The sequence below is a fragment of the Sphingomonas profundi genome, from assembly GCF_009739515.1.
Lineage (GTDB): Bacteria > Pseudomonadota > Alphaproteobacteria > Sphingomonadales > Sphingomonadaceae > Alterirhizorhabdus > Alterirhizorhabdus profundi.
In genome coordinates, this window is record NZ_CP046535.1 from 4,239,835 (window position 1) to 4,258,801 (window position 18,967).

Annotated in this window: 17 protein-coding genes; 5 read left to right on the forward strand and 12 right to left on the reverse strand. The window is 67.1% G+C overall.

Annotated elements, in window-relative coordinates; genetic code table 11:
* Positions 1-88: 88 nt before the first annotated feature.
* The 12 genes from GNT64_RS20125 to GNT64_RS20175 all read right to left on the reverse strand — a co-directional run bounded on the left by GNT64_RS20125 (position 89) and on the right by GNT64_RS20175 (position 12,525).
* Complete coding sequence (locus GNT64_RS20125) at positions 89-457, reverse strand: cyclodeaminase/cyclohydrolase family protein (protein ID WP_156681125.1); 369 nt, start codon at positions 455-457, stop codon at positions 89-91.
* A 647-nt stretch (positions 458-1,104) separates the two neighbouring features.
* Positions 1,105-2,493 carry a hypothetical protein gene (locus tag GNT64_RS20130; RefSeq protein WP_156681126.1) on the reverse strand — a complete coding sequence of 463 codons (1,389 nt, stop codon included), beginning with the start codon at positions 2,491-2,493 and terminating at the stop codon, positions 1,105-1,107.
* On the reverse strand, positions 2,490-3,728 hold the full coding sequence (locus GNT64_RS20135; protein ID WP_197277149.1) for a PriCT-2 domain-containing protein: 1,239 nt from the start codon (positions 3,726-3,728) through the stop codon (positions 2,490-2,492). The genes GNT64_RS20130 and GNT64_RS20135 overlap by 4 nt, the downstream gene beginning before the upstream one ends.
* A 146-nt stretch (positions 3,729-3,874) precedes the next feature.
* Complete coding sequence (locus GNT64_RS20140) at positions 3,875-4,093, reverse strand: helix-turn-helix transcriptional regulator (RefSeq protein WP_197277150.1); 219 nt, start codon at positions 4,091-4,093, stop codon at positions 3,875-3,877.
* Between the two features lie 90 nt (positions 4,094-4,183).
* Positions 4,184-5,065, reverse strand: a complete 882-nt coding sequence (locus tag GNT64_RS20145) for a hypothetical protein (RefSeq protein ID WP_156681128.1) — start codon at positions 5,063-5,065, stop codon at positions 4,184-4,186.
* A gap of 58 nt (positions 5,066-5,123) precedes the next feature.
* Positions 5,124-5,552, reverse strand: coding sequence for a hypothetical protein (locus tag GNT64_RS20150; RefSeq protein WP_156681129.1), 429 nt, complete (start codon positions 5,550-5,552; stop codon positions 5,124-5,126).
* Positions 5,553-5,733: 181 nt separating this feature from the next.
* Positions 5,734-6,408 (reverse strand): hypothetical protein, encoded by a 675-nt coding sequence (locus GNT64_RS20155; protein ID WP_156681130.1) that lies wholly within the window; start codon positions 6,406-6,408, stop codon positions 5,734-5,736.
* A gap of 438 nt (positions 6,409-6,846) precedes the next feature.
* Positions 6,847-7,281, reverse strand: coding sequence for a hypothetical protein (locus GNT64_RS22095; RefSeq protein ID WP_231639117.1), 435 nt, complete (start codon positions 7,279-7,281; stop codon positions 6,847-6,849).
* Positions 7,282-7,547: 266 nt separating this feature from the next.
* A complete protein-coding gene (locus GNT64_RS20160; RefSeq protein WP_231639118.1) occupies positions 7,548-8,633 on the reverse strand; it encodes a tyrosine-type recombinase/integrase in 1,086 nt (361 codons plus the stop codon).
* Positions 8,634-8,866: 233 nt separating this feature from the next.
* A complete protein-coding gene (locus GNT64_RS20165; protein ID WP_156681132.1) occupies positions 8,867-9,064 on the reverse strand; it encodes a hypothetical protein in 198 nt (65 codons plus the stop codon).
* A 252-nt stretch (positions 9,065-9,316) separates the two neighbouring features.
* Positions 9,317-10,357 (reverse strand): histone deacetylase family protein, encoded by a 1,041-nt coding sequence (locus GNT64_RS20170; RefSeq protein WP_156681133.1) that lies wholly within the window; start codon positions 10,355-10,357, stop codon positions 9,317-9,319.
* Complete coding sequence (locus GNT64_RS20175) at positions 10,354-12,525, reverse strand: S9 family peptidase (RefSeq protein WP_156681134.1); 2,172 nt, start codon at positions 12,523-12,525, stop codon at positions 10,354-10,356. Before GNT64_RS20175 ends, GNT64_RS20170 begins: the two co-directional genes overlap by 4 nt.
* A 246-nt stretch (positions 12,526-12,771) precedes the next feature.
* On the opposite strand from GNT64_RS20175, the gene GNT64_RS20180 reads away from it, so the two are divergent.
* From GNT64_RS20180 to GNT64_RS20200, 5 genes are all read left to right on the forward strand, one after another.
* Entirely contained in the window at positions 12,772-14,925 is a 2,154-nt protein-coding gene (locus GNT64_RS20180) for a TonB-dependent receptor (RefSeq protein ID WP_156681135.1), read from the forward strand.
* Between the two features lie 123 nt (positions 14,926-15,048).
* Complete coding sequence (locus tag GNT64_RS20185) at positions 15,049-15,780, forward strand: AraC family transcriptional regulator (protein WP_197277439.1); 732 nt, start codon at positions 15,049-15,051, stop codon at positions 15,778-15,780.
* Positions 15,781-15,876: 96 nt separating this feature from the next.
* Entirely contained in the window at positions 15,877-16,854 is a 978-nt protein-coding gene (locus tag GNT64_RS20190) for an alpha/beta hydrolase (protein WP_156681137.1), read from the forward strand.
* Positions 16,851-17,423 (forward strand): FMN-binding negative transcriptional regulator, encoded by a 573-nt coding sequence (locus GNT64_RS20195; RefSeq protein ID WP_156681138.1) that lies wholly within the window; start codon positions 16,851-16,853, stop codon positions 17,421-17,423. Before GNT64_RS20190 ends, GNT64_RS20195 begins: the two co-directional genes overlap by 4 nt.
* Positions 17,420-18,637 (forward strand): dicarboxylate/amino acid:cation symporter, encoded by a 1,218-nt coding sequence (locus tag GNT64_RS20200; RefSeq protein WP_156681139.1) that lies wholly within the window; start codon positions 17,420-17,422, stop codon positions 18,635-18,637. The genes GNT64_RS20195 and GNT64_RS20200 overlap by 4 nt, the downstream gene beginning before the upstream one ends.
* Positions 18,638-18,967: the final 330 nt, after the last annotated feature.

Genomic DNA, 18,967 nt, shown 5'->3' on the forward strand with positions numbered 1-18,967 from the left:
GAGGTCGTGGCTGATATTGCCGTGGCAGCGCCGATAAGCTGGGCTGGCGGCCCCCGGCAGGCCGATCAAGCCCGTCGCGCCAGCGGGATCATCGTACAGTGTTCGATCGCACCGCCGCCTCCGCGTCGGCCATCGTCGTGTCGCGCGCGGCTGTCTGGCCGGCGTCGACATCGGGCAGCTGCATGGCTTTCACCAGCGCAGTGAAGCGCCGCGCATCCTGCTGGCCGCGCTCCATGGCCTCGTCGGTCAGGGCCGCGAGACGGTCGTCGACAGCCGGCAGCAGGGCGCTGGTGGGGTGGTGCCGGCCGCTTATGCGCACGGCCTTGCGGGCGCACGCCAGGCCGAGAGCGAGGGCCACGGCACCGGCGGCGCCAGCGCCGGGCGCGGGCTGGTCGGAGGCGATGGCGGCTAGCAGGCGCGATACGGTCGCGCTGCCGATGTCCAGATCAAACGTCATTCGGACAGGGATAGCGACGCTGGTAGCGCGGGCAAGCCGCGCGGTTTGGACTTGCCGGTGGGGCCGGTCACGGTGACTTGCGCGACCGTGACGGCAGTCGGCGCACGAGCGACACGGATAGCACGGTTCAGCGGACGGGTAGCGGCTCGACGAACCGTTCGAACAGGGGAACGCGGTGACCGTCGCGGTGGAGCAGCAGCGCAGTAGCCAGGTCGGCGGTGCGGCAGCCGCCTATGGTGGAGTTTAGCGGGCGCATGCGCGGGGAACACGGCGATCAGCCCCGCACGTCATCGTGGTTCGGAGGAAAAGGACGGCCTCGGATCGAGAAAATCTTCTTCGGGTTCAGCGTCACTATCTAAATCCGGCGATATCCGCATCGATCCCGGCAAAAGGCGGCAGCTTGCGGCACCACTGCGGCAGCTGCGCCTTCCAAAAAGTGGCCGATTTTGGGGAGCTGCGGCAGCTGCGGCAGCTGCTCCCCTTTTCCAGAGGAAGATTAGAAGGTCAGCCCCCTGCCGCTGCCGACGGCCGCGGTCAGCGTAATTGTCGGGAGTTGTCGATCGGGCTGCCGCAGCTGCCGCAGCTGCCGCAAATGCCAGCCAACAGCCGACACGGCCGCCCCGCCGTCGATCGCCGTTCCCTTTGGCCTAGCCCCGCCGCGCCTCCCCGATCGGCACGAACGCCGCGGTGCGAGTCAGCACATAGCTAGACTTGTTGATGTGGCCGGTGCGCCCCACGAACTTCCATTCGACACCGAGGTCTGCCAGCCCAGGCCCGATGCGACGAAGCCGATCCTTGAGCATGTTGGTCGCCGGCCAGTCGCGGCCTTCGTTATCGTAGCCGCGCAGCGCCAACAGCATTTCGGTGGCCGCGCCCTCCAGTGTGTTGCGCTTATCGTCGCCGCCGAACACCGCGCCCGCCAAGCCGCCGCGCGATCCGTCGTCCGAGAAATAGCGCATGATCGCCATGCCGAGGGGGTTGCCGAGCGCTGCTTCCGCCTGCATCGTGGACTGGCCATCCCGCAAAATGGTGGAGAACTTACCGGGGACCAGGCCAAGCAACTCGGCCGCGCCCTCCACGAACATGGCAAAGCCCGCCATCCGCGGCAGGCGTAAATCGCCGGCAGCGACCGCCGCCTCCAGCGCGGGCTTGTTGCGCAACGCCGCCGAAACGCACCGGAACAAGAAGCCCAGCATCCGCGGCCGGTCAGCCTCGAACGCGGCGCGCACCATCTCGTCCGGCAGCGGGTTCGGGATCGGCAGGGTGGTGACCCGCACGCAGCGGCTGAGGAAGTCGCCCTTGCCGCTCGGCGTGCCGATGCAGGTAATGATCGTCGGCCGGATCGCCCGGTGGCGGATTTGCGCGTCGTCGCTGTAATTTTTGCGGACGCTGGTGCTGCCGCCGGTCGCCAGCCGGCACCACCAGTCGGCCTGCTCGCCTGTAATCGCCGACATGTTGTCCAGGCCGACAACCCGCACGCCAGCCGCCTCGATCTGAAGGTCGCGCTCGCTGCGCGGCTGCGCCATGTGGGTGTCCAGCGGATCGCCCGGTGGATCGCCCAGCGCCATCAGCTTGTCGAGCAGGCTGGTCTTGGCGGTGCCGTGCGGCCCCTCCCCCAGCAGGATCGGGTAGGGTCCGGCCGGATTGAACATGGCGATGGCGAAGCCGACGGTCTGCAGGCGATCCTTGGGCGACAGGTTGAGGTGACGTTCGAAATCAGCGTACGTGCCGCCCTCTGCCGGCAACGGCAGCTCACCACCCCGGCCGCGAACAAAGGCAACGGGCGACTGATCGATCACCGTGTAGCCGGTGCGATCGATACGCACGACCTTGCCGTCAGAGCGCGACAGATCGACGTAGACAACACCTTCGTGCCCGGCCACGCGCACCGCGGCTTCGCGCACCTCGCCGCGGGTGCGGGCACGATGCTCCATCAGCTCGACGGCGATGTTGGCTTGCTCTCGCGACAGCACCCTCTTGCCGGTCTCGGCCAGGAAGCGCTCGGCTATCTCGCCGCGATACAGCTCGCTGTTCACCCGCTCGCTGATCCGCCGACTGCCGCCACGCGCTGTTCCAGGCTGAACGTGACGAAGGCTCGGCCGACCGTGTCGACCCAGAAGTCGTCGCCGGCATCCTCGGCCTGATCGAGAACGGTCACGGCCGCGTCGGTCTTGCCGCGGGCACCGCCTCTTCCGCCGCCACTATCTGCGCCGCCGCCGCCACCGCCATCGCCATCGCCATCGCCATCGCCATCGCCGCCGCGACCACCGCCGCCGCCCGGATGCTTCCAGCCGCTGTACTTCGCGTTCTGGATGAACGTGGCGATCGTCAGCTGCTTGTCGGCCGGCCGATCGTTCTTGAACGTGTTCCACTGTTTCCGACAGGAATCCTCACCGTCGAAGCCGTCGGCCTCGCTGGAGAGCTGAACCCACAGCGGAAATCCATCCTCGCCGCAGCTGGCCTTCAGCGCGATGCCGACCTTGATCCACTCCGACCGCTCGGCCAGATCGAGGGTGCCCGCGGTGATGCTGTGGCGCAGCGCCGACTCGGCAACGGCCAGCTCGCGCGCGACGTCGCGGTCGGCCGGCGGCGCGATCGTCGTCGGCAGCGGCTTGCGCGGCGCCTCCGCGACGATGCCGCTCGCCGCCTCGGCCGCCGTCAGCGCGGCGACGAAGGCGTCATATTCGTAGGCCGGCGCGTCGCTGGTGGCGACGATCGTCGCGAGGTGCGGCGCCTCCGGCTGCTTCATGTGCAGAAAGCCCGGCAGCCGCATGATTCGCGGTGTGTCGTGGATGGACTTGTCCGATCCGAACAGCGCGATCAGCCGCTTCTGGACTGCCGTCCAGGCGTCCATCGGGATGCCGCTCACCCGCCAGTAGAAGTGCCGCTTACCGGGTGAGGTTTCCACCGTGACGTGGGGCGCCAGCCCCGGTCGATCGACATTGCCGAGCGGGGTGCCGTCAAAGTCGGCGAAGAAGGTCGTCGCGCCGACGATGTTGCCGGCCTTGAAGCCGAGGCCGTCGGCGAGGTTCGCCTGATAGAAGATGCCGTAGCCGGCGTCGTTCAGGCGGCGCAGCGCCTGCGCGTGCTGATCGAACGTGCCGTCCAGCTGCACCGGCCGGAAGCCCGGCGCGTTCTTCCGCTCCGGATCGTCCGTGATCGCGCGGAACATGATGGTGCCGTCGGCGCGGCCGATCCGGGCGAGATGATCGCGCGCGATCGCGCTCTTCTGGCGGGGGGCGTCGCTGCCGGCGGGGGCGTCTTCGGTCATAGCAAGGCTCGCTCGCGCGGGCGCAACCCACGCGTAGAATGTCGCGCCCAAGGGGGCGCCGGGCGGAGCTACGGTCATGACGGCGGCGCCTTGCTTGGTTCCGTCGCCGTCGTGACCGCGCTCGCGGATCGATGGGAGCCGGCGGCCTAGAAGTCGGCCTCGGCGCCGTAGGCCATCGGCTCCGCCGCCCAGGCGAGCACTTCCGACTCGCGGAAGGCGATCCGGTTGGCGGTAATCTGCACGGGCGCCGGGAAGCGGCCGGCCTTGACCAGCCGGTGGATGCTGCTGCGGCTCAGGCTGCTGATCTGGGTGGCCGCGGTCATCCCGATGAGCGGATCATAGGCCGGGGGATGGTGGGGGTTCATGGTGCCTCCTGTGGCTGGGCGGCCCTATGTGGCCGCCGCAAGCAACATGGCGCCCAAATGCTCGCTGGACCATACAGCCAGGAGCCTAAGTTATTGAGACCCTGAGGGTTTGCGTAGCCAGCGCGGCAGCTGTCCTTTCGAACAGGGAAGATCCCACGGTGCGACGAAATCACTCAAACTCGGCTTGCGGCCGCCGTCGCGAAGCTCGTCGACATAGTGCTGAAGGTGATGCTTCACGGCGTTCATGTCCGCGTTGATGCCAAGCGCCACGACGATGGCGCAGGCCAGCCGGGCGGCGTCGGTGGTTGGCGCAAGCACAGTGTCGTTGTCGGGATCGCGCCGCTGGCGCCGCGCTGAAGGGTAGTCCCAGCCGACCGACAGCGGCAACCCGTGCGCCCACCGATAGAAGTAGCTGGCGCGCACGGCGATACGGGCTGGCCCCCAGCCGGTGGGCCGTCCGCCCGCTTCGCCTGGCTCAAGTGCGAGCGGCGCCGTGGCCAGCAGCTCGATGGCCGCGGCGATACGGGCGTGATGGTCCTCGGCTGGCACACCCGCTGGCGGCACGAACAAGCGTTGCAGGGCACTGGCGTGATGATCGACGTTGCCGAGCCACGGCTGTCGCGTCAGGACTGTGGCGAAGTCCGCGTCACTTGGTTGAGGCGGCGTGAGCTTACGGTGGGCTTGAGCGGCGCGGGCAATCGTCAGCAGGTTGCGCCGACTCTTGTTTTCGGCCTCCGCATACACCGCCTGCTGCCCGGCGCCAACGATGTCGTCGAGCGACTCGTGCGGCCGAAGTTCGGTCGCGGCTAGATCAATCGCCTCGCGCGTGAGGGCGACGAGTTTTGCAGGCTCCGGTCCGACGATCGAACTGTTAAGGCCGCTAAACGACACGAATTCTGACAACATCCCGCTGATCCTAAAAAGAAGGGCGTCGGATCGCTTGACCCGACGCCCATTCAATGAAGTCGCCATCTGCGACTATTTGACGACTTTCAGCACGACCGGCTTGGCGCGACGGGCCTGCTCCGCCTCAAGCTTCGGCTTCACAGCAGCGGACAGCCACTCCGGCGGGAATGCCAATGCTGTCACCGGCAATGGCGGCGTGCGCCTCGGCGATTGCCGCAGGCACGGCCGTGTGCATCCACTCACTGCCCGGCGCGTGCTCGAACGCGAACAGGCTGGCGTGACCGCAATCGCGGTCACCGCGCACGATCAGCACCTCTTCGCCGCAGCTCTTGCAAAAGTAGACGAACGCAGTCACCTCTGCCCCGTCGCGCAACTCCTGCTCGGCAACGTTGAAACCGTCGGCGTTAAGCAGGGCGCCGCAAGCGGCGCGCTCCTCATAGCCGTACGCATAGATGCTCGTGCAGCAGTACCCGCGCGCCTGATGCGGGATGAGGCCTTTGGTAAGCCCATCGGTGTGGTCGCGGCCGCCAGCCGACGATGTAGCACGCTTCATATGTCTCTCCTGTGTTGGAGAGCCTGTAATAATCGAAGGCGGATCAGACCGCGCTACCATAGGCCGGACAAACCCCGACGAACGACGGTTGGGTTATTTCAGGCGGCGCTCTTGACTCTGGGGCAACTCCCGCAACGGCTGTTCTCCACCTCAACCTATGCTGGAAAGCGAGAGCGGGTTTCTACCAGCCAAGCTCCGCGTAATATTCGGCTTCCGCCAGCATGTGATACGCTTCCTCGACATTGTCGGCGATTTCTTGTCGCGTACAGTCGAAGCCCGCCGCGATAAGTACGCGATAAACGAACTCCGCGCCGACATCCTCATCAAGTGCGCAATAGCGCGCCTCTGGGGCAAACGATTCAGCTTCCACGTACCCGGTCGAGATTTTGGCCCACACACGAGCCGGCTCTACGATAAGAGCTTGGATCAGGGCCGTTGACGGGTCGAGCGCCTCGTCGCGCACGACACCCTGCTGGAGATGTTCAAGACCCTGCACAATCTGTAACGCGGCGCCGAAACCAAGCGCGCGGAAAACCATCTGAAAAGCCGGTACGCTCTGCAGACCGAACAGCTTGCGAAGCGCGACACCGGCGGCATGGTACCGCGAGACGGCTTGCAGGAGGCGACCACGCCGAGCAATGGCACTCGGCTGGCGCTCGACATTCAAGCCATCGCTCGCAGCCGGTTCGTCTTCGCACAGCATTACGATGAGCTTGGCGGTTGCCTGTACCGCCTCATGATCCTCGTTAATGCCGAGTATCGCTTTCGCTTCTCTCAAAGCATAAGCGCATGCTGCGTCGCGATCCTCATCATCGCCAACTTCGTCTAGACAAATCAATTGATAATCCGGCTTCATAAATGACCTCCGAGCTGATGGAGGCCGAAGCAACTAGGAATAATCTACCTGATGAGCACCAGCATTGGCCGGCAAAACTCCTTCAAAAAACCTCGATGTTGATTCCATCAAGGCACTTGCAAATAGAAAAGACCCGACCGTCAACAGGATCACAGGCTATAGTGCTTCAGGACCAACCTGGTCGTGGCGCGTCTGGCAGGACCATGCCGCAACCGAATTTCGGCTCGCGCCACTTCGTTTCTCGGCTCACCGATGCGAGCAACGATCCCAGCTTGCCGTTCAATCGGACTCCGGCGACTTCTAGCGCGGTCACGACAAGAACGCCTGCGCGTCCCGTCGGTATATCGTCCGCCGTTACCAACACCACTGGTTCCTCTTTTTCGTGCGTCAGGAGATACCAAAAGACGATTCGGGCAACAACGCGCGCAAACCGATCGGCTACTGGTCTTCCCCCCCCTTGCTTTTTAATCGGGGATTAAGCTTGAGATCTGCAAGTTTTGGCAGGAGGGCTTCGAGTTGAATAAGAGCCTTTTCATCATCAACAGTATTTACTAATCGAGGCCGCATCACTTCTGCGAGGTGATACTTGAATGTAGATTCTCTCGGTAGAGCATATAGCAGTCTTCGGGCTGCTGTTAGGGTTGCGCGAAGGCGGTCGTCCACGTGCTTCGCTAAAGTGTGCTCGCCCTCAGGCGACCAATCGTAGCCATATTCAGGCCAGGCGATGCTATTCGCTATGACGGTGGCCAAACGTCGAGGGTCTGCGGGGCGACTTTCGTTATGCAGCTTGCTCAAGCAAGTGGTCAACGCGGCCGCAAGCTCCTGCTCTGGGCCTGGGGTGCCGGTCTCCTCCATTTCCGATCCTGTTGCCATCTCATCCTCCATGCACTGCAAAAACCCGCGCTATCGGATTATCGTACAAGGCTGATCAAGGGCTTCAATCTTCAGGGTAAAGGAGACCGGCTACATGCCGCTCCCATCTTAGCAAAGCCTCACGCTTTTCTGGCAAATAGTCATGCCTGTTGTAAATCTTGTCGACCTTCGATCCGTCGGCATGGCAAAGAAGATGTCGTGCGGTCACTTCTGAAATTCCGAGCGCTGCAAGCCCGGAGCGACATGTGCGGCGCAGATCATGCAGCCTATATGGCGCTACGGCTGCGCCTGCCCCCCACGCCAGCCAGTTCGTCCAGTTTTGCCTTGATCTTCGCGAAATTGCTCGCCGCCGTGCGGCCGCTGGTTGTGCTGAACACGAAGCCGGTGGCATGGAGCCGGCGTAGGGGCGCCAACAGCCGCATCACCTCCGGCGGCAGCGGTAGAACATGCGCCCTATCCGACTTAACGCGCGCCCGGGGGATGGTCCACACATCGCCATCCAGCTCCTCCCAGCGCATGTTGCTCACCTCGCAGCGGCGCTGGCCGGTCGGGATCAGCATGCGGATCATGGCGTCCCACGGGCTGGGCAGATCGCCGCACGCCTTCCACACCGCCGCCAGCTCCACGTCGGTCAACACCCGCTCGCGCTCGGTGGTCTTGGCCGGCGGCCGCACGCCCACCAGCGGGTTGGCTGGCAGCAGATCGCGCTCGGCCGCGTAGTTCAGCGCCATCTTAAGGTGGCGCATCAGGTTCACCGCCGCCTGCGGCGTCTCCACCGCCACCGCGTCGATCACGGCGAGCAGCTCGCGCTTGGTCACCGCGGTGGCGATCAGCGGATGCAGCGGCATCATCTCCGGCCGGCGCAGGTTCGCGGCGATGAGCTTGTGGGACCGGGCGTTCTTGCTGATGTGCGCTATATAGGCGTCCATCACCCCGCCGAAGGTGGCAGCCCGGTCCTTGGCCGCTGCCTCGGCCGCAGCGCGCTCGGCAGCCGCCTGCTCGCGAGGATCGACGCCGTTGGCCACCTCCCGCATCACCTCCAGGGCCTGACGCCTGGCGTCGGCCAGCCCCATGACCGGATACCGCCCGAGGGTGACCCGCTGCACCCGGGTCTGCACCCGCATCACCAGCGACCATGTCTTGGCGCCGGTCACCGTCACGCGCAGGTAGAGGCCGGGGCAGAGCAGGTCGGCAACCTCGCGCCGGCCGGCGGCGGGGAGGGACGCGGACTGGACCCAGCGGTTCGTTAGTTTGACTTTCTCCAAGACGAGTACCGTGTTTATAGTTGCGGGGTAACACCCGGGGTAACAAATAACCGCGCTCCCCTGGCAAGCGCTGCAACATAATGGCACAATACTCGCTTGACAAACGCGTAGACGGGGGCTGTATGGTGTCTATGGCACGCCGCTAGTAGGCCTCAGCTAACCTTGCCAAGGTTGGGGTCGAGGGTTCGAATCCCTTCGCCCGCTCCAGTTTAGTATCAGATTCAAAAAAGTTAGCGGCGGACTGCGTGGGCCGGGCGCCCGATTGTTTGCCCGGGTTAACGCTGGGGTAACTCAGAGTGGTTGGCTGGGCTGGGGCTGACCTAGCGGCCGGCGAAGCCTGTTCGGCTGCAATAGAAGGCGGCGGTCCTCACCGCTTCGCCAGCCGCGCCGGCGGCGATCAGCGCGCGGCGGCGTGCGCCGATCGACTCGTAGGTGTCGGCATGGCACAGCCGCACGGCTTGGTGACCGGCGATGTCGCCGCTGGGATGTGGCGATGGACTGGAATTGAGGTCCGCCACTTCCTCACCGTCGCGCGTACCGGCAGCAGCTTGGCCGCCGGCAGGCCGCTGCGTGTTAGCCAGCCGACCGCCGACCGCCGCCCGGCGCTTCGGAGCGGGCCCTCGGCCCCGCACTGCTCGAACGGCGGCGGCCGGCTATCGCCTCACCGCGCCACAGGCTGTGGTTCGCCGAACGCATGCCGCGAGCCACTATCGCAACCTCCGCCGATCGGGGGACGCCCTCATCCGAACTGCGAACCGCATCCTCAGGATCTACGAGCGGGATGCTGTCGCGGCGGGAGGGTCAGCGAACGGCACGAGGAACGCAGCCACATTGTGGCCCAGTTCCGAAGTGGCGTAGCCGCCTTCCATGACGATCACGGTGGGCAGGTCAAGGGCCGCGATGCGCCGGCCGAGCCGGCCGAAATCGCCCCTTGCGAAGGTGAAATAGGAGATCGGATCGCCGACGAACGTATCCGCGCCGAACGACACGACGAGGAAGCGGGTGCCGTGCGCCGCGATGGCCGCTGCCGCCAAGTCGAGCGCGGGTTCGTACTCGCTCCACCCGCTGCCGCGCGGCAGCGGCAGGTTCAGCGTGGCGCCCAGCCCGGCACCTTCCCCGCGTTCGTCCGCATGGCCCCAGAAGAAGGGGTAGTCGGTCGACGGATCCGCGTGGATCGAGACGGTCAGCACATCCGGGTCGTCTAGGAAGATGTCCTGCGTGCCGTTGCCGTGATGATAGTCCACATCGAGGACCGACACCGGGCCGAGCCCGCGCGCGCGCGCCTCCGCCGCCACGATGGCCGCGTTGTTGAGGTAGCAGTAGCCGCCCATATAATCGCGCCCGGCATGATGGCCGGGCGGACGGCACAGGGCGAAGGCGCGGCCGTGCGGATCGGCCGCCATGTCGTCGAGCGCGGTCAGCGCCGTCTGCGCCGACCAGTAGGCCGCCGTCCACGTACCGGCGGAGATCGGCGTGCCGGCATCGTAGCTGTAGCGCCCCAGCCGGGCGTCGATGCGGCGGAGGTCCAGCGGCCGTCGCCCTACCACCGGCCAGGTGTAGCCGACGGCATCGCCCTCGCGACCGGCGGCCACCCAGTCGCGATGCGCCACTGCCAGGAAATCGAGATAGGCGGGATCGTGCACCGCCGCGATCGGGGCCATCCCCAGGTCGCGCGCCGGGCGGGTGGGCCCGATCGCCGCCAGGATCGTCTCGGCCCGCGCGGGCGTCTCGTTATAGGTCGCCCACCCGCCATTGTGCATCTCGCGCTCCGGCGCGTGCGCCAGCTGGCGCGGATCGAAGACGGCAATCATGCGAACCGCCCCTCCACGCAGCCCTGGGCGAAGGCGTAGAAGCGCGCCATCCTGCGATTCTGCTCGTCGCGCCCGGCGCTGCCCTGATGCCCGGCCGTCATGTCGGTCAGCAGCATCGCCGGATGGGTCGAGGTCGATTGCGCGCGCACCTCGGCCACCAGCTTGGCCGGTTCCCAGTAGCCGACGCGGTCGTCCTTCAGCCCGGCTGTCGTGAGCAGCGGCGGATAGGCGGCGCGCTTCACATTTTCGTAGGGGGATATCGTCGCCATGTAGTCGTAGTCCTCGGTGCTCGCCAGCGGATCGCCCCAGTCCGGGCGGAACAGCGGCACCAGCGGGTGGTCGGGGTCGCTCATCGTGTTGAGCATGTCGACGAACGGCACCTGCGCGATCACGCCGGCCCACAGGTCGGGCGCGGCGTTCATCGACCCGCCGACCAGCAACCCGCCCGCCGACAGCCCATAGGACACGACCTTGTCGCGCGCGGCGTGCCCCGTGGCGATCAGGTGGCGCGCGCACGCGACGAAATCGCCGAAGCTGTTATGCTTGGCGTGCCGCCGCCCGTCCAGGAACCAGCGCCGCCCCTTCTCCGATCCGCCGCGGACATGGGCGATGGCATAGGCCCAGCCCTGTTCCACCAGTACCGTGGGCGCCACGTCGAACACGGCCTCGCTGGACAGGCCGTAAGCGCCGTAGCCGTAGATCAATAGCGGGGCCGTGCCATCCGCGCCGGCGCCCTTGCGGGTGAGCAAGGTGATCGGCACCTGCGCGCCATCCGGCGCGGTGGCGAACAACCGGCGCACGTCCAGGCGCGCCGGATCTAAGCCGGCGATCCGTTGCGCCGCGACGACCGTGGAGCGTCCGCTGGCCAGATCGACATCGCGCCAGACGGGCGGGGTGGAAGGGCTCTCCACCACCGCGCGGACCGTGGCGCCGTCATGGTCCTGCCCCGCCGGCACGGTGAGGGCGTAGGCGTCGCCAGCGATCGCCACCTGCGTCTCGGCCCCGTTCGGGGCGGTCAGCACCATGCGGGGCAGCACGTCGCGCCGCTCCAACCGAACCAGCGCGCGGCGGAACGAGACCATCTGCAAGATCTGGATGCCGGGCCGGTGAGGCACCAGATCGCCCCGCTCGGTAAAATCGGCGGGGTCTATCCGCGCGATACGGCCATCGGGCGCCGCGTCGTCCTCGATGAGGGAGACGAGGCCGCCATTCCACTCGTCGATCGTGTAGCGGCGGCCTTTCTCCCGCGCGCGGACGAGGGCGGCTGGGCCTGTCTCCCCGGCGGCGCGGATCAGGCGGACCTCGCTGGTGTCCGGCCCGGACAGGGTGATCGCGACGAACCCGTCGGCGGCGGTGCGATCGATCTGCATGAAGATCGCCGGGTCCGCCTCCTCATACACCAGCACCCGCTCGCCGCCGGCAACGGGCGTGCGGTACACGCGGGTCGGCCGGTTGCGCGCGTCGCGCCAGATCCAGAACAGCCACCGCGACGATGGCGAGAAGACGAGCCCGCCGTAACCGTAGGCATCCGTCTCCACCACGGTCCGCACCTGCCCGCCGGCGATGTCGCGCACGCAGATGCGATGGCGGTCGTTGCCGCCGATATCCTCCGCCCACGCATAGAGGCGCCCGTCCGGGCTGACCTGCTGGCCGGTGGTGCGATAATAGGCATGCCCCTGCGCGCGCGCCGCCTCGTCCAGCAGCGTCTCGATCCTGTCCGTGCCGACGCGGCGACGCGTATAGACTGGGCGCGCGCCGTTGAACGCCGTGCCGTAAGACCAGCCGTCACGCACCAGTTCCGGCTCGGCGGCACCCACCGGCGCGCGCGCCTGCAACGCTGCGAAGAAACTCCGCTCCGCCGTGGCCACGCGGGCCAGCACCGCCTCCGCATAGGTGTTCTCGGCGAGCAGGTGCTGGCGGATGGCGATGGGCATCGTCTCGATGCTGCGCTGGCCGGTGGCGGGCACGTACTTCAGCCACGCGAACGGATCGGTGCGGGTACGGCCCAGTTGCGATCGCACCAGCGGGATGCGTGGAGTGACCGGCGGGGCGGGCAGCGGCACGTCCGCCCGCGCGGCGAAGGGCGTGATGCCGACCAGAGCGACGATGCCCGCCTGCGTGAGGAAGCGACGGCGGGCGGAATCGAAGATGGAGCGGCTCTGCGTCATCGTGTTCGGCGGTCCCTCTGGCTGGCGATCCCCGAAGTATGACCGCGCCGCGACACCGGGCAATGCCCCGTCCTGCCGCCGGCCCGCTTTGGCCCGATCGCGACGACCATCGGCCCTGGTAGCGCAATCAAGGCCCTCCACACTCCGTCAAATAACCGTAACTTCCATCAGGGACATCGATAGGGGGCAGCATTGCGCAACAATGTTTCATTCGCTGGCGTCAGCCTGGCGGTACTGGCCGTAACGATGACGATACCGTCTGCGGCGATGGCGCAGGCGGCGTCGGCGGCGGACGCGGACGGCGGCGACATCGTCGTGACGGCGACGAAGCGCAACGAGGCGGCCAGCGACATCGCCGGATCGGTCTCCGCCGTGACGGAGCGGGATCTCCAGCAACTGAACGCGCAGAGCCTGTCGGACTATATCACCCGCGTGCCCGGCGTCGTGTTCAACGATTACCAGCCCGGCGTGTCCGAGGTGGTGATCCGCGGCGTCGCCTCGACCACCTATCACGAGGCGAACCAGGCCACGACGGGCTACTATATCAACCAGATCCCGCTGGTGGAGCCGGGCTTCCCGCTCGTCATCCCCGACATTGATTCTTTCGACGTGAAGCAGGTGGAGGTTCTGCGCGGGCCGCAGGGCACGCTGTTCGGCTCCTCCTCGCTGGGCGGGGCGGTGAACTACGTCGTCAACGAGGCCGATCCGTCGGCGGTCGACGCGGGGGCGGAGGGCATCCTGTCCTCCACCCGCCGCTCCGGCGCGGCCAGCTACGCGGGCAAGGCGATGGTCAACCTGCCCATCGTGGCGGACAAGCTGGCGGCGCGGGTGGTGGCGCTGCAGCGCTACGATGCGGGCTACCTGACGAACGTGGGCACCGGCGAGAAGGGCAGCAACGACCTGCGGGTGCGCGGCCTGCGCGGCTCGATCGTCTTCACGCCGACGGAGTCGACGAAGCTCTCCGCGCTCGGTCTGTACCAGGAATATGATCTCGACGACCAGACCTACGTTCTGTTCGGCAACGGGCCGAAGACGTACGAGCGCAACACCAACGTCGACGAGTTCCAGGATACCGAGATCCAGCTCTACAGCCTGCGGCTGGACCAGGAGCTGGGCGGCGCCAGCCTCACGGCAATCGGCAGCCATACCATCAAGAAGGCAAATCTCGCCTTCGACGATTCGATCTTCGGCGGCAACGATCCGCGCACCAACACGCCGCAGCTGTCCAGCTCGGTCGGCAAGTCCACCACCAACTATGGCGAGCTGCGGCTCGCCTCCACCGGCGACGGGCCGTTCACCTGGCTGATCGGCGGCAACTACACCCGGCTGCGCTCGCGCTCGACGGACGGCGCGTTCATCGATGGGATCGGCGCCTATATCGATGCCAACCCGGCCCTGTTCGGCGGCCAGCCCGGCAGCGTGCTGGCGCCGGGGGATCTCGCCCGCCGCACGGTGGGCACCAGCCGCGTGCGCGAACTCGCCGCATTCGGTGAACTCTCCTATACCTTCGCCGACGTGCTGACGCTGACGGCAGGCGGCCGCCTGTTCGACTACAAATCGAGTCCGCGACTGCAGTTCCTGCCCAACGCCGCGCTCATAGCGCCGTTCGATTATCGACCGGGCGCGCGCAAGGAATCCGGCTTCATCCCCAAGGTGTCGCTGTCGTACAAGCCCAGCAGCCGGTTCATGGTGTACGCCCTCTACTCCGAGGGTTTCCGCATCGGCGGGATCAACACCTATGCGGTGGCCACCGGCGTGCCGCTGGAGTTCGACAGCGACTCGACGCAGAATTACGAGATCGGCACGCGGTTCGATCTGGTGCCCGGAACCATGTCGTTCGATATCGCGGCGTTCCACATCAAGTGGAACGACATCCAGTCGCGGCTGTTCACGCCCGTCACTTTCAACGCGTTCACGGTTAACGGCGGCGGGGCGAAGATCGACGGCGTGGAACTGTCGCTCACCTTCCGCCCCACGCGCAACCTCACCTACACAGCCAACGTGACCTACAACGATGCGCGTCTCTCAAGCCTGCTGCCTGACAGTTTCGCGGCGGGCGGCGGCTATGCGGCGGGCACGCGGCTGCCGGGCGCGTCGGATTGGATCATCGCCAACCAGCTCGACTTCGAGCTGCGCGATTCGCCGCTGCATCCGCGCATTGGCATCGCCCATCGCTACCTTTCAAAGGCGCCGGTGGCGTTCGGCGCGGTGCTGCAGAAAGGCGACTATAATCTGATCGACCTGAACGCCTCGCTCCGCGTGGCGGAGGGTGTGGAGGCAGGGGTGTTCGCCAAGAACCTGTTCGACAAATATGGCATCCTGAACGCGCCCTTCTCGTTCGCCGGCAGCGTCACGCGGCCGCGCACGATCGGCGCCAGCCTGCGGTTCGGGTTGCGCTAGGTTTACGGAACGCCGGTTGCGGGCGGCACGATGCGATGGCATTTTCGCGACGATCAGGATCGTTTCGTGGAGATCGGGCCTATGCATCACCTTCCCATCGCGCGAGCGGGCGGTGTACAGGGCATGACGCCGCCCGTTCGCGGGTTGACCGACGAATATGCGGCGGGCTTCACCCATCCGGTCCACACGCACGATCGGATCCAGGTGCTGTACGCCTGTTCCGGGGTGATGTCGGTCGTCACGCCGTCGATGAGCTTCGTCGTGCCGCCGCAGCGCGCCCTCTGGCTGCCGGCCGGGATGCCGCACGAGGTGGCGTGCCGGGGCGCCGTGTCCCTGCGCACGCTCTACATCGATCCGGCCTGCTACGCGCAGGCGCCGGAATGCCGGGTGATCGAGGTCGGCGACTTCCTGCGGGCGCTGATCCTGAAGGTGGTGTCGTTCGGGGACGATTATGCCATGGCCGGCCAGGCGGCACGCATAGTCGAGGTGCTGCTCGACGAGATCGCCGCGATGCCTACCGCGCCTTATGGCGCCACGATGCCGCTCGACCCGCGGCTCAAGCGCGTCTGCCGGATCATCCTGGCGAACCCGGCGGACAATCGCGATGTGGACGAGCTGGCGCGCATCGCCGGCATGGCGCGGCGCACCTTCACTCGCGCCTTCCGGCGGGAGACCGGCATGGGGCTGGCCACCTGGCGGCAGCAGGTGCGGCTGATGGAGGCGCTGTCGCTGATGGCGGCGGGGCGGCCGGTGACGGCAATCGCCTTCGATGTCGGCTATGACAGCCCCAGTGCCTTTACCGCGATGTTCCGCCGTGCTTACGGGGTGCCGCCCACCCTGTACGCGCTGCCGTAGCGCCATGGCCTCGCCGGCTGGCCTGCCCGTCACGCTCTCCTCCCCAACTCTCATGACAGGGGCCGTCAGCGCCCCGACAGGAAGCAGGACGAAGACATGACCCTCACCACTGCAGCCCTGGCCCGGGAGGATGATGTGGATCCCGGGATCCGCCGTTTCGTCACCGCGCTGAACCACGGCTACGGCCAGTTCTCCGATTTCGACGCGCTGCCGCTGCCGGCGCGCCGGGCAGCCGCCGAGACGGTCCGGGCGCCGTGGCGCGCCGGCGGCCCTGCCATGCCCGAAACGCGCGAGACGGTGATCGCCGGGTGCCGCGCCCGGCTGCATTATCCGGTGGCGCGCGGGGCGGCGGCCCCGCTGCCGGCGATGCTCTACATTCACGGGGGCGGCTGGACGATGTTCAGCATCGACACGCATGACCGGCTGATGCGCGAATATGCCGCGCGCGCGGGCGTGGTGGTTATCGGGCTGGATTACAGCCTCTCGCCCGAGGCGCGCTATCCGGTGGCGCTGGCGGAGGTCGTGGAGGCGGTGCGCGCGCTGCGCCGGGATGCCGCCGGCCATGGCATCGATCCTGCTGCGCTGGCGATCGGCGGCGACTCCGCCGGCGCCAACCTGTCGGTCGCCGCCTGCCTGCGGCTGCGTGCGGAAGGTGATCCGCAGCCGCTCGCGATGCTGCTCAACTACGGCGCCTTCGATCCCGCCGAAACGCCCAGCTACGCGCGCTACGACGGCCCCGCCTACATGCTGACGGTGGCCGAGATGGACCGTTTCTGGGCCAACTATACCGGCGATGCCGGGCTGCTATCTGACCCGCTGGTCGCACCGCTGCGGGCGGATCTCGCCGGCCTGCCCCCGGCCTTTCTGGCGATCGCGGCGTGCGACATACTGGCCGACGCGAACCGGGCGATGGCGGCCCGGCTGGAGGCGCACGGCGTGCCCGTCGAAGCGCGGACCTACGCGGGCGCGACCCACAGCTTCCTTGAGGCGGTGTCGATCTCCGCACTGGCCGACCGGGCGCTGGACGAGGCGGCGCGCTGGCTCTCGTCCCGGCTGCACGGAACGGCGGCATGAGCTTCGCGCCGCGATCGCCGGCGGACATCGTCGCGCTGATCGGGGCACATCCGCTTGCTTGGGTAATATCGCGCGATTTCGATGCCACGCCGCTGCCGCTACTGGCGGAGTGCGATGCGGACGGGCGACTGGTATCGCTGTTCGGCCACTATGCCCGCCGCAACCCGCAGGTCGCCGCTTTCGAGCGGGATCCGGCCGCGCTGATCCTGTTCAGCGGGCCGCAGGGCTACGTCTCGCCGACGCTGGTGGCCAAACCGCACTGGGGCGCCACCTGGAACTACGCTGCCGTGCGCGTCACCGCCGAGATGGCGTTCGTGCCCGCCGAAACCGACGCCTCCGTCCGCCGGCTCGCGGCGCATCTGGAGCCGGAGGGCGGCTGGCGGGTGGAGGCGATGGGGGCGCGGTACGATCAGCTCGCCCGGCAGATCATCGCCTTCCGCGCGACGGTGACGGGCTGCGAGGCGACGTTCAAGCTGGGGCAGGACGAGGACGAAGACACCTTCGCCCAGATCGTCCGTGACCACCCCGACCGGGCACTCGCCCGCGCCATGCAGGATCAGGCCCCATGACGCTGACCCAACGTATCCTCGCGGCCCTCGTCGCCGGGTTGATTTTTGGGCTGCTGCTCACCCGCGCGGCGGAGGCGGCCGCGATCGTGACGCCCATAGCGGAGCTGATCGGCAAGGCCTGGGTCGGTGGCCTGCGCATTACCATCGTGCCGCTGGTGTTCGCCCTGATCGTCACCGGCATTGCGTCCGCCGCCGATGCGGCACGCGCGGGTGGCGTCGCTGGACGGGCGCTGCTGTTCATCGCGATCGGGCTGACCGCCTCCGCCGTGATATCGGGGCTGGTGGTGCAGGGGCTGCTGTCGATATGGCCCGTCCCTGCGGGTGCGATGCAGAGCCTGGGAATGGCCGGGGCGCTGCCGCCGCAGGCGACCGCCATCACCGGCGAGTGGCTGCTCAGCTTCATCCCGACCAACCCGATCAAGTCCGCCGCCGAGGGGGAGATGGTGCCTCTCGTCGTCTTCGCGCTGCTGTTCGGTTTTGCCGCCACGCGGATCGACCAGAGCCGCAGAACCAGCCTGAGCGACTGGTTTCACGCCATCACCGATACGCTGATGGTGATCGTCCAGTGGGTCCTGTGGCTCGCCCCGATCGGCGTGTTCGCGCTTGCAACGGCGGCGGGCGCCCGCGCGGGTATGACAGCGGCGGGCGCGCTGGCGCAGTATATCGGCGTGGTGGTGTGCGCCTGCGTGGTCGTGACAGTGCTGGTCTACCCCGTCGTCGCGCTCGCCGCCCGACTGGGCGTTGCCCGCTTTGCCCGCGCGGTGGCGCCGGCGCAGGTGATCGCCTTCAGCACGCAATCGTCCATCGCCTCGCTGCCCGCGATGATCGAGGCGACCGCCGGGCCGCTGGCGGTGCGGGAGCCGGTGCGCAACATGGTACTGCCGATGGCGGTCTCGATCTTCCGCGTCACCAGCGCCGCGGCCAACTTCGCAGTGGCGCTCTACGTCGCTGCGCTGCACGGCATCGCGATCGGCCCCGGGCTGTTCGTGGTCGGCGCGCTGGTCGCCACGGTCGTCAGCCTCGCGGCCGTGGGCCTGCCCAGCCAGGTCTCATTCTTCACCGCCATCGGGCCTGTGTGCCTGGCTATGGGCGTGCCGGTGGAACTGCTGCCGCTGCTTCTGGCGTTGGAGACGGTGCCCGACATCTTTCGCACCGTGGGCAACGTCACCGCCGATATCGGGCTGACGCTGATTGTGGATCGCCACAGCGGCTGAAGCATAGCCGACGGGTGCGGGACTGATCGACATCAAGGATGGTTTCGCGACGCTCGCGTCAGCGTGGCGAACGCGGCTTAGCGGTCGGCAAGGGTGACTATCGGTGTCATCGCGCCGTGCCCTTACACTGCGGCATGATCCTCTTCGAGCACGTGACGAAAATATCACGGGTTGAATTCGAGAACTTTTGAGGATCGATCGGGACTTCCCAGCTACTGAGGGCCGAGCCCTCCCTTCGCCCGCTCCAGATTGCCAGCGTATTTAGCTGCAATCGACAGCTTGAATATGTTCCGATCGCGTTGGCCTGTGAGCCATCCCCCATATACCTTC

What these genes read in the sequence shown, in the direction of transcription:
- GNT64_RS20145 (WP_156681128.1), bottom strand. Translation starts at nt 5,065, where the DNA reads ATGGCGACTTCATTGAATGGGCGTCGGGTCAAGCGATCCGACGCCCTT.
- GNT64_RS20170 (WP_156681133.1), bottom strand. Translation starts at nt 10,357, where the DNA reads ATGATTGCCGTCTTCGATCCGCGCCAGCTGGCGCACGCGCCGGAGCGC.
- GNT64_RS20135 (WP_197277149.1), bottom strand. Translation starts at nt 3,728, where the DNA reads ATGACCGAAGACGCCCCCGCCGGCAGCGACGCCCCCCGCCAGAAGAGC.
- GNT64_RS20155 (WP_156681130.1), bottom strand. Translation starts at nt 6,408, where the DNA reads ATGAAGCCGGATTATCAATTGATTTGTCTAGACGAAGTTGGCGATGAT.
- GNT64_RS20195 (WP_156681138.1), top strand. Translation starts at nt 16,851, where the DNA reads ATGAGCTTCGCGCCGCGATCGCCGGCGGACATCGTCGCGCTGATCGGG.
- GNT64_RS20180 (WP_156681135.1), top strand. Translation starts at nt 12,772, where the DNA reads ATGACGATACCGTCTGCGGCGATGGCGCAGGCGGCGTCGGCGGCGGAC.
- GNT64_RS22095 (WP_231639117.1), bottom strand. Translation starts at nt 7,281, where the DNA reads ATGGCAACAGGATCGGAAATGGAGGAGACCGGCACCCCAGGCCCAGAG.
- GNT64_RS20140 (WP_197277150.1), bottom strand. Translation starts at nt 4,093, where the DNA reads ATGAACCCCCACCATCCCCCGGCCTATGATCCGCTCATCGGGATGACC.
- GNT64_RS20190 (WP_156681137.1), top strand. Translation starts at nt 15,877, where the DNA reads ATGACCCTCACCACTGCAGCCCTGGCCCGGGAGGATGATGTGGATCCC.
- GNT64_RS20150 (WP_156681129.1), bottom strand. Translation starts at nt 5,552, where the DNA reads ATGAAGCGTGCTACATCGTCGGCTGGCGGCCGCGACCACACCGATGGG.
- GNT64_RS20185 (WP_197277439.1), top strand. Translation starts at nt 15,049, where the DNA reads ATGACGCCGCCCGTTCGCGGGTTGACCGACGAATATGCGGCGGGCTTC.
- GNT64_RS20175 (WP_156681134.1), bottom strand. Translation starts at nt 12,525, where the DNA reads ATGACGCAGAGCCGCTCCATCTTCGATTCCGCCCGCCGTCGCTTCCTC.
- GNT64_RS20125 (WP_156681125.1), bottom strand. Translation starts at nt 457, where the DNA reads ATGACGTTTGATCTGGACATCGGCAGCGCGACCGTATCGCGCCTGCTA.
- GNT64_RS20200 (WP_156681139.1), top strand. Translation starts at nt 17,420, where the DNA reads ATGACGCTGACCCAACGTATCCTCGCGGCCCTCGTCGCCGGGTTGATT.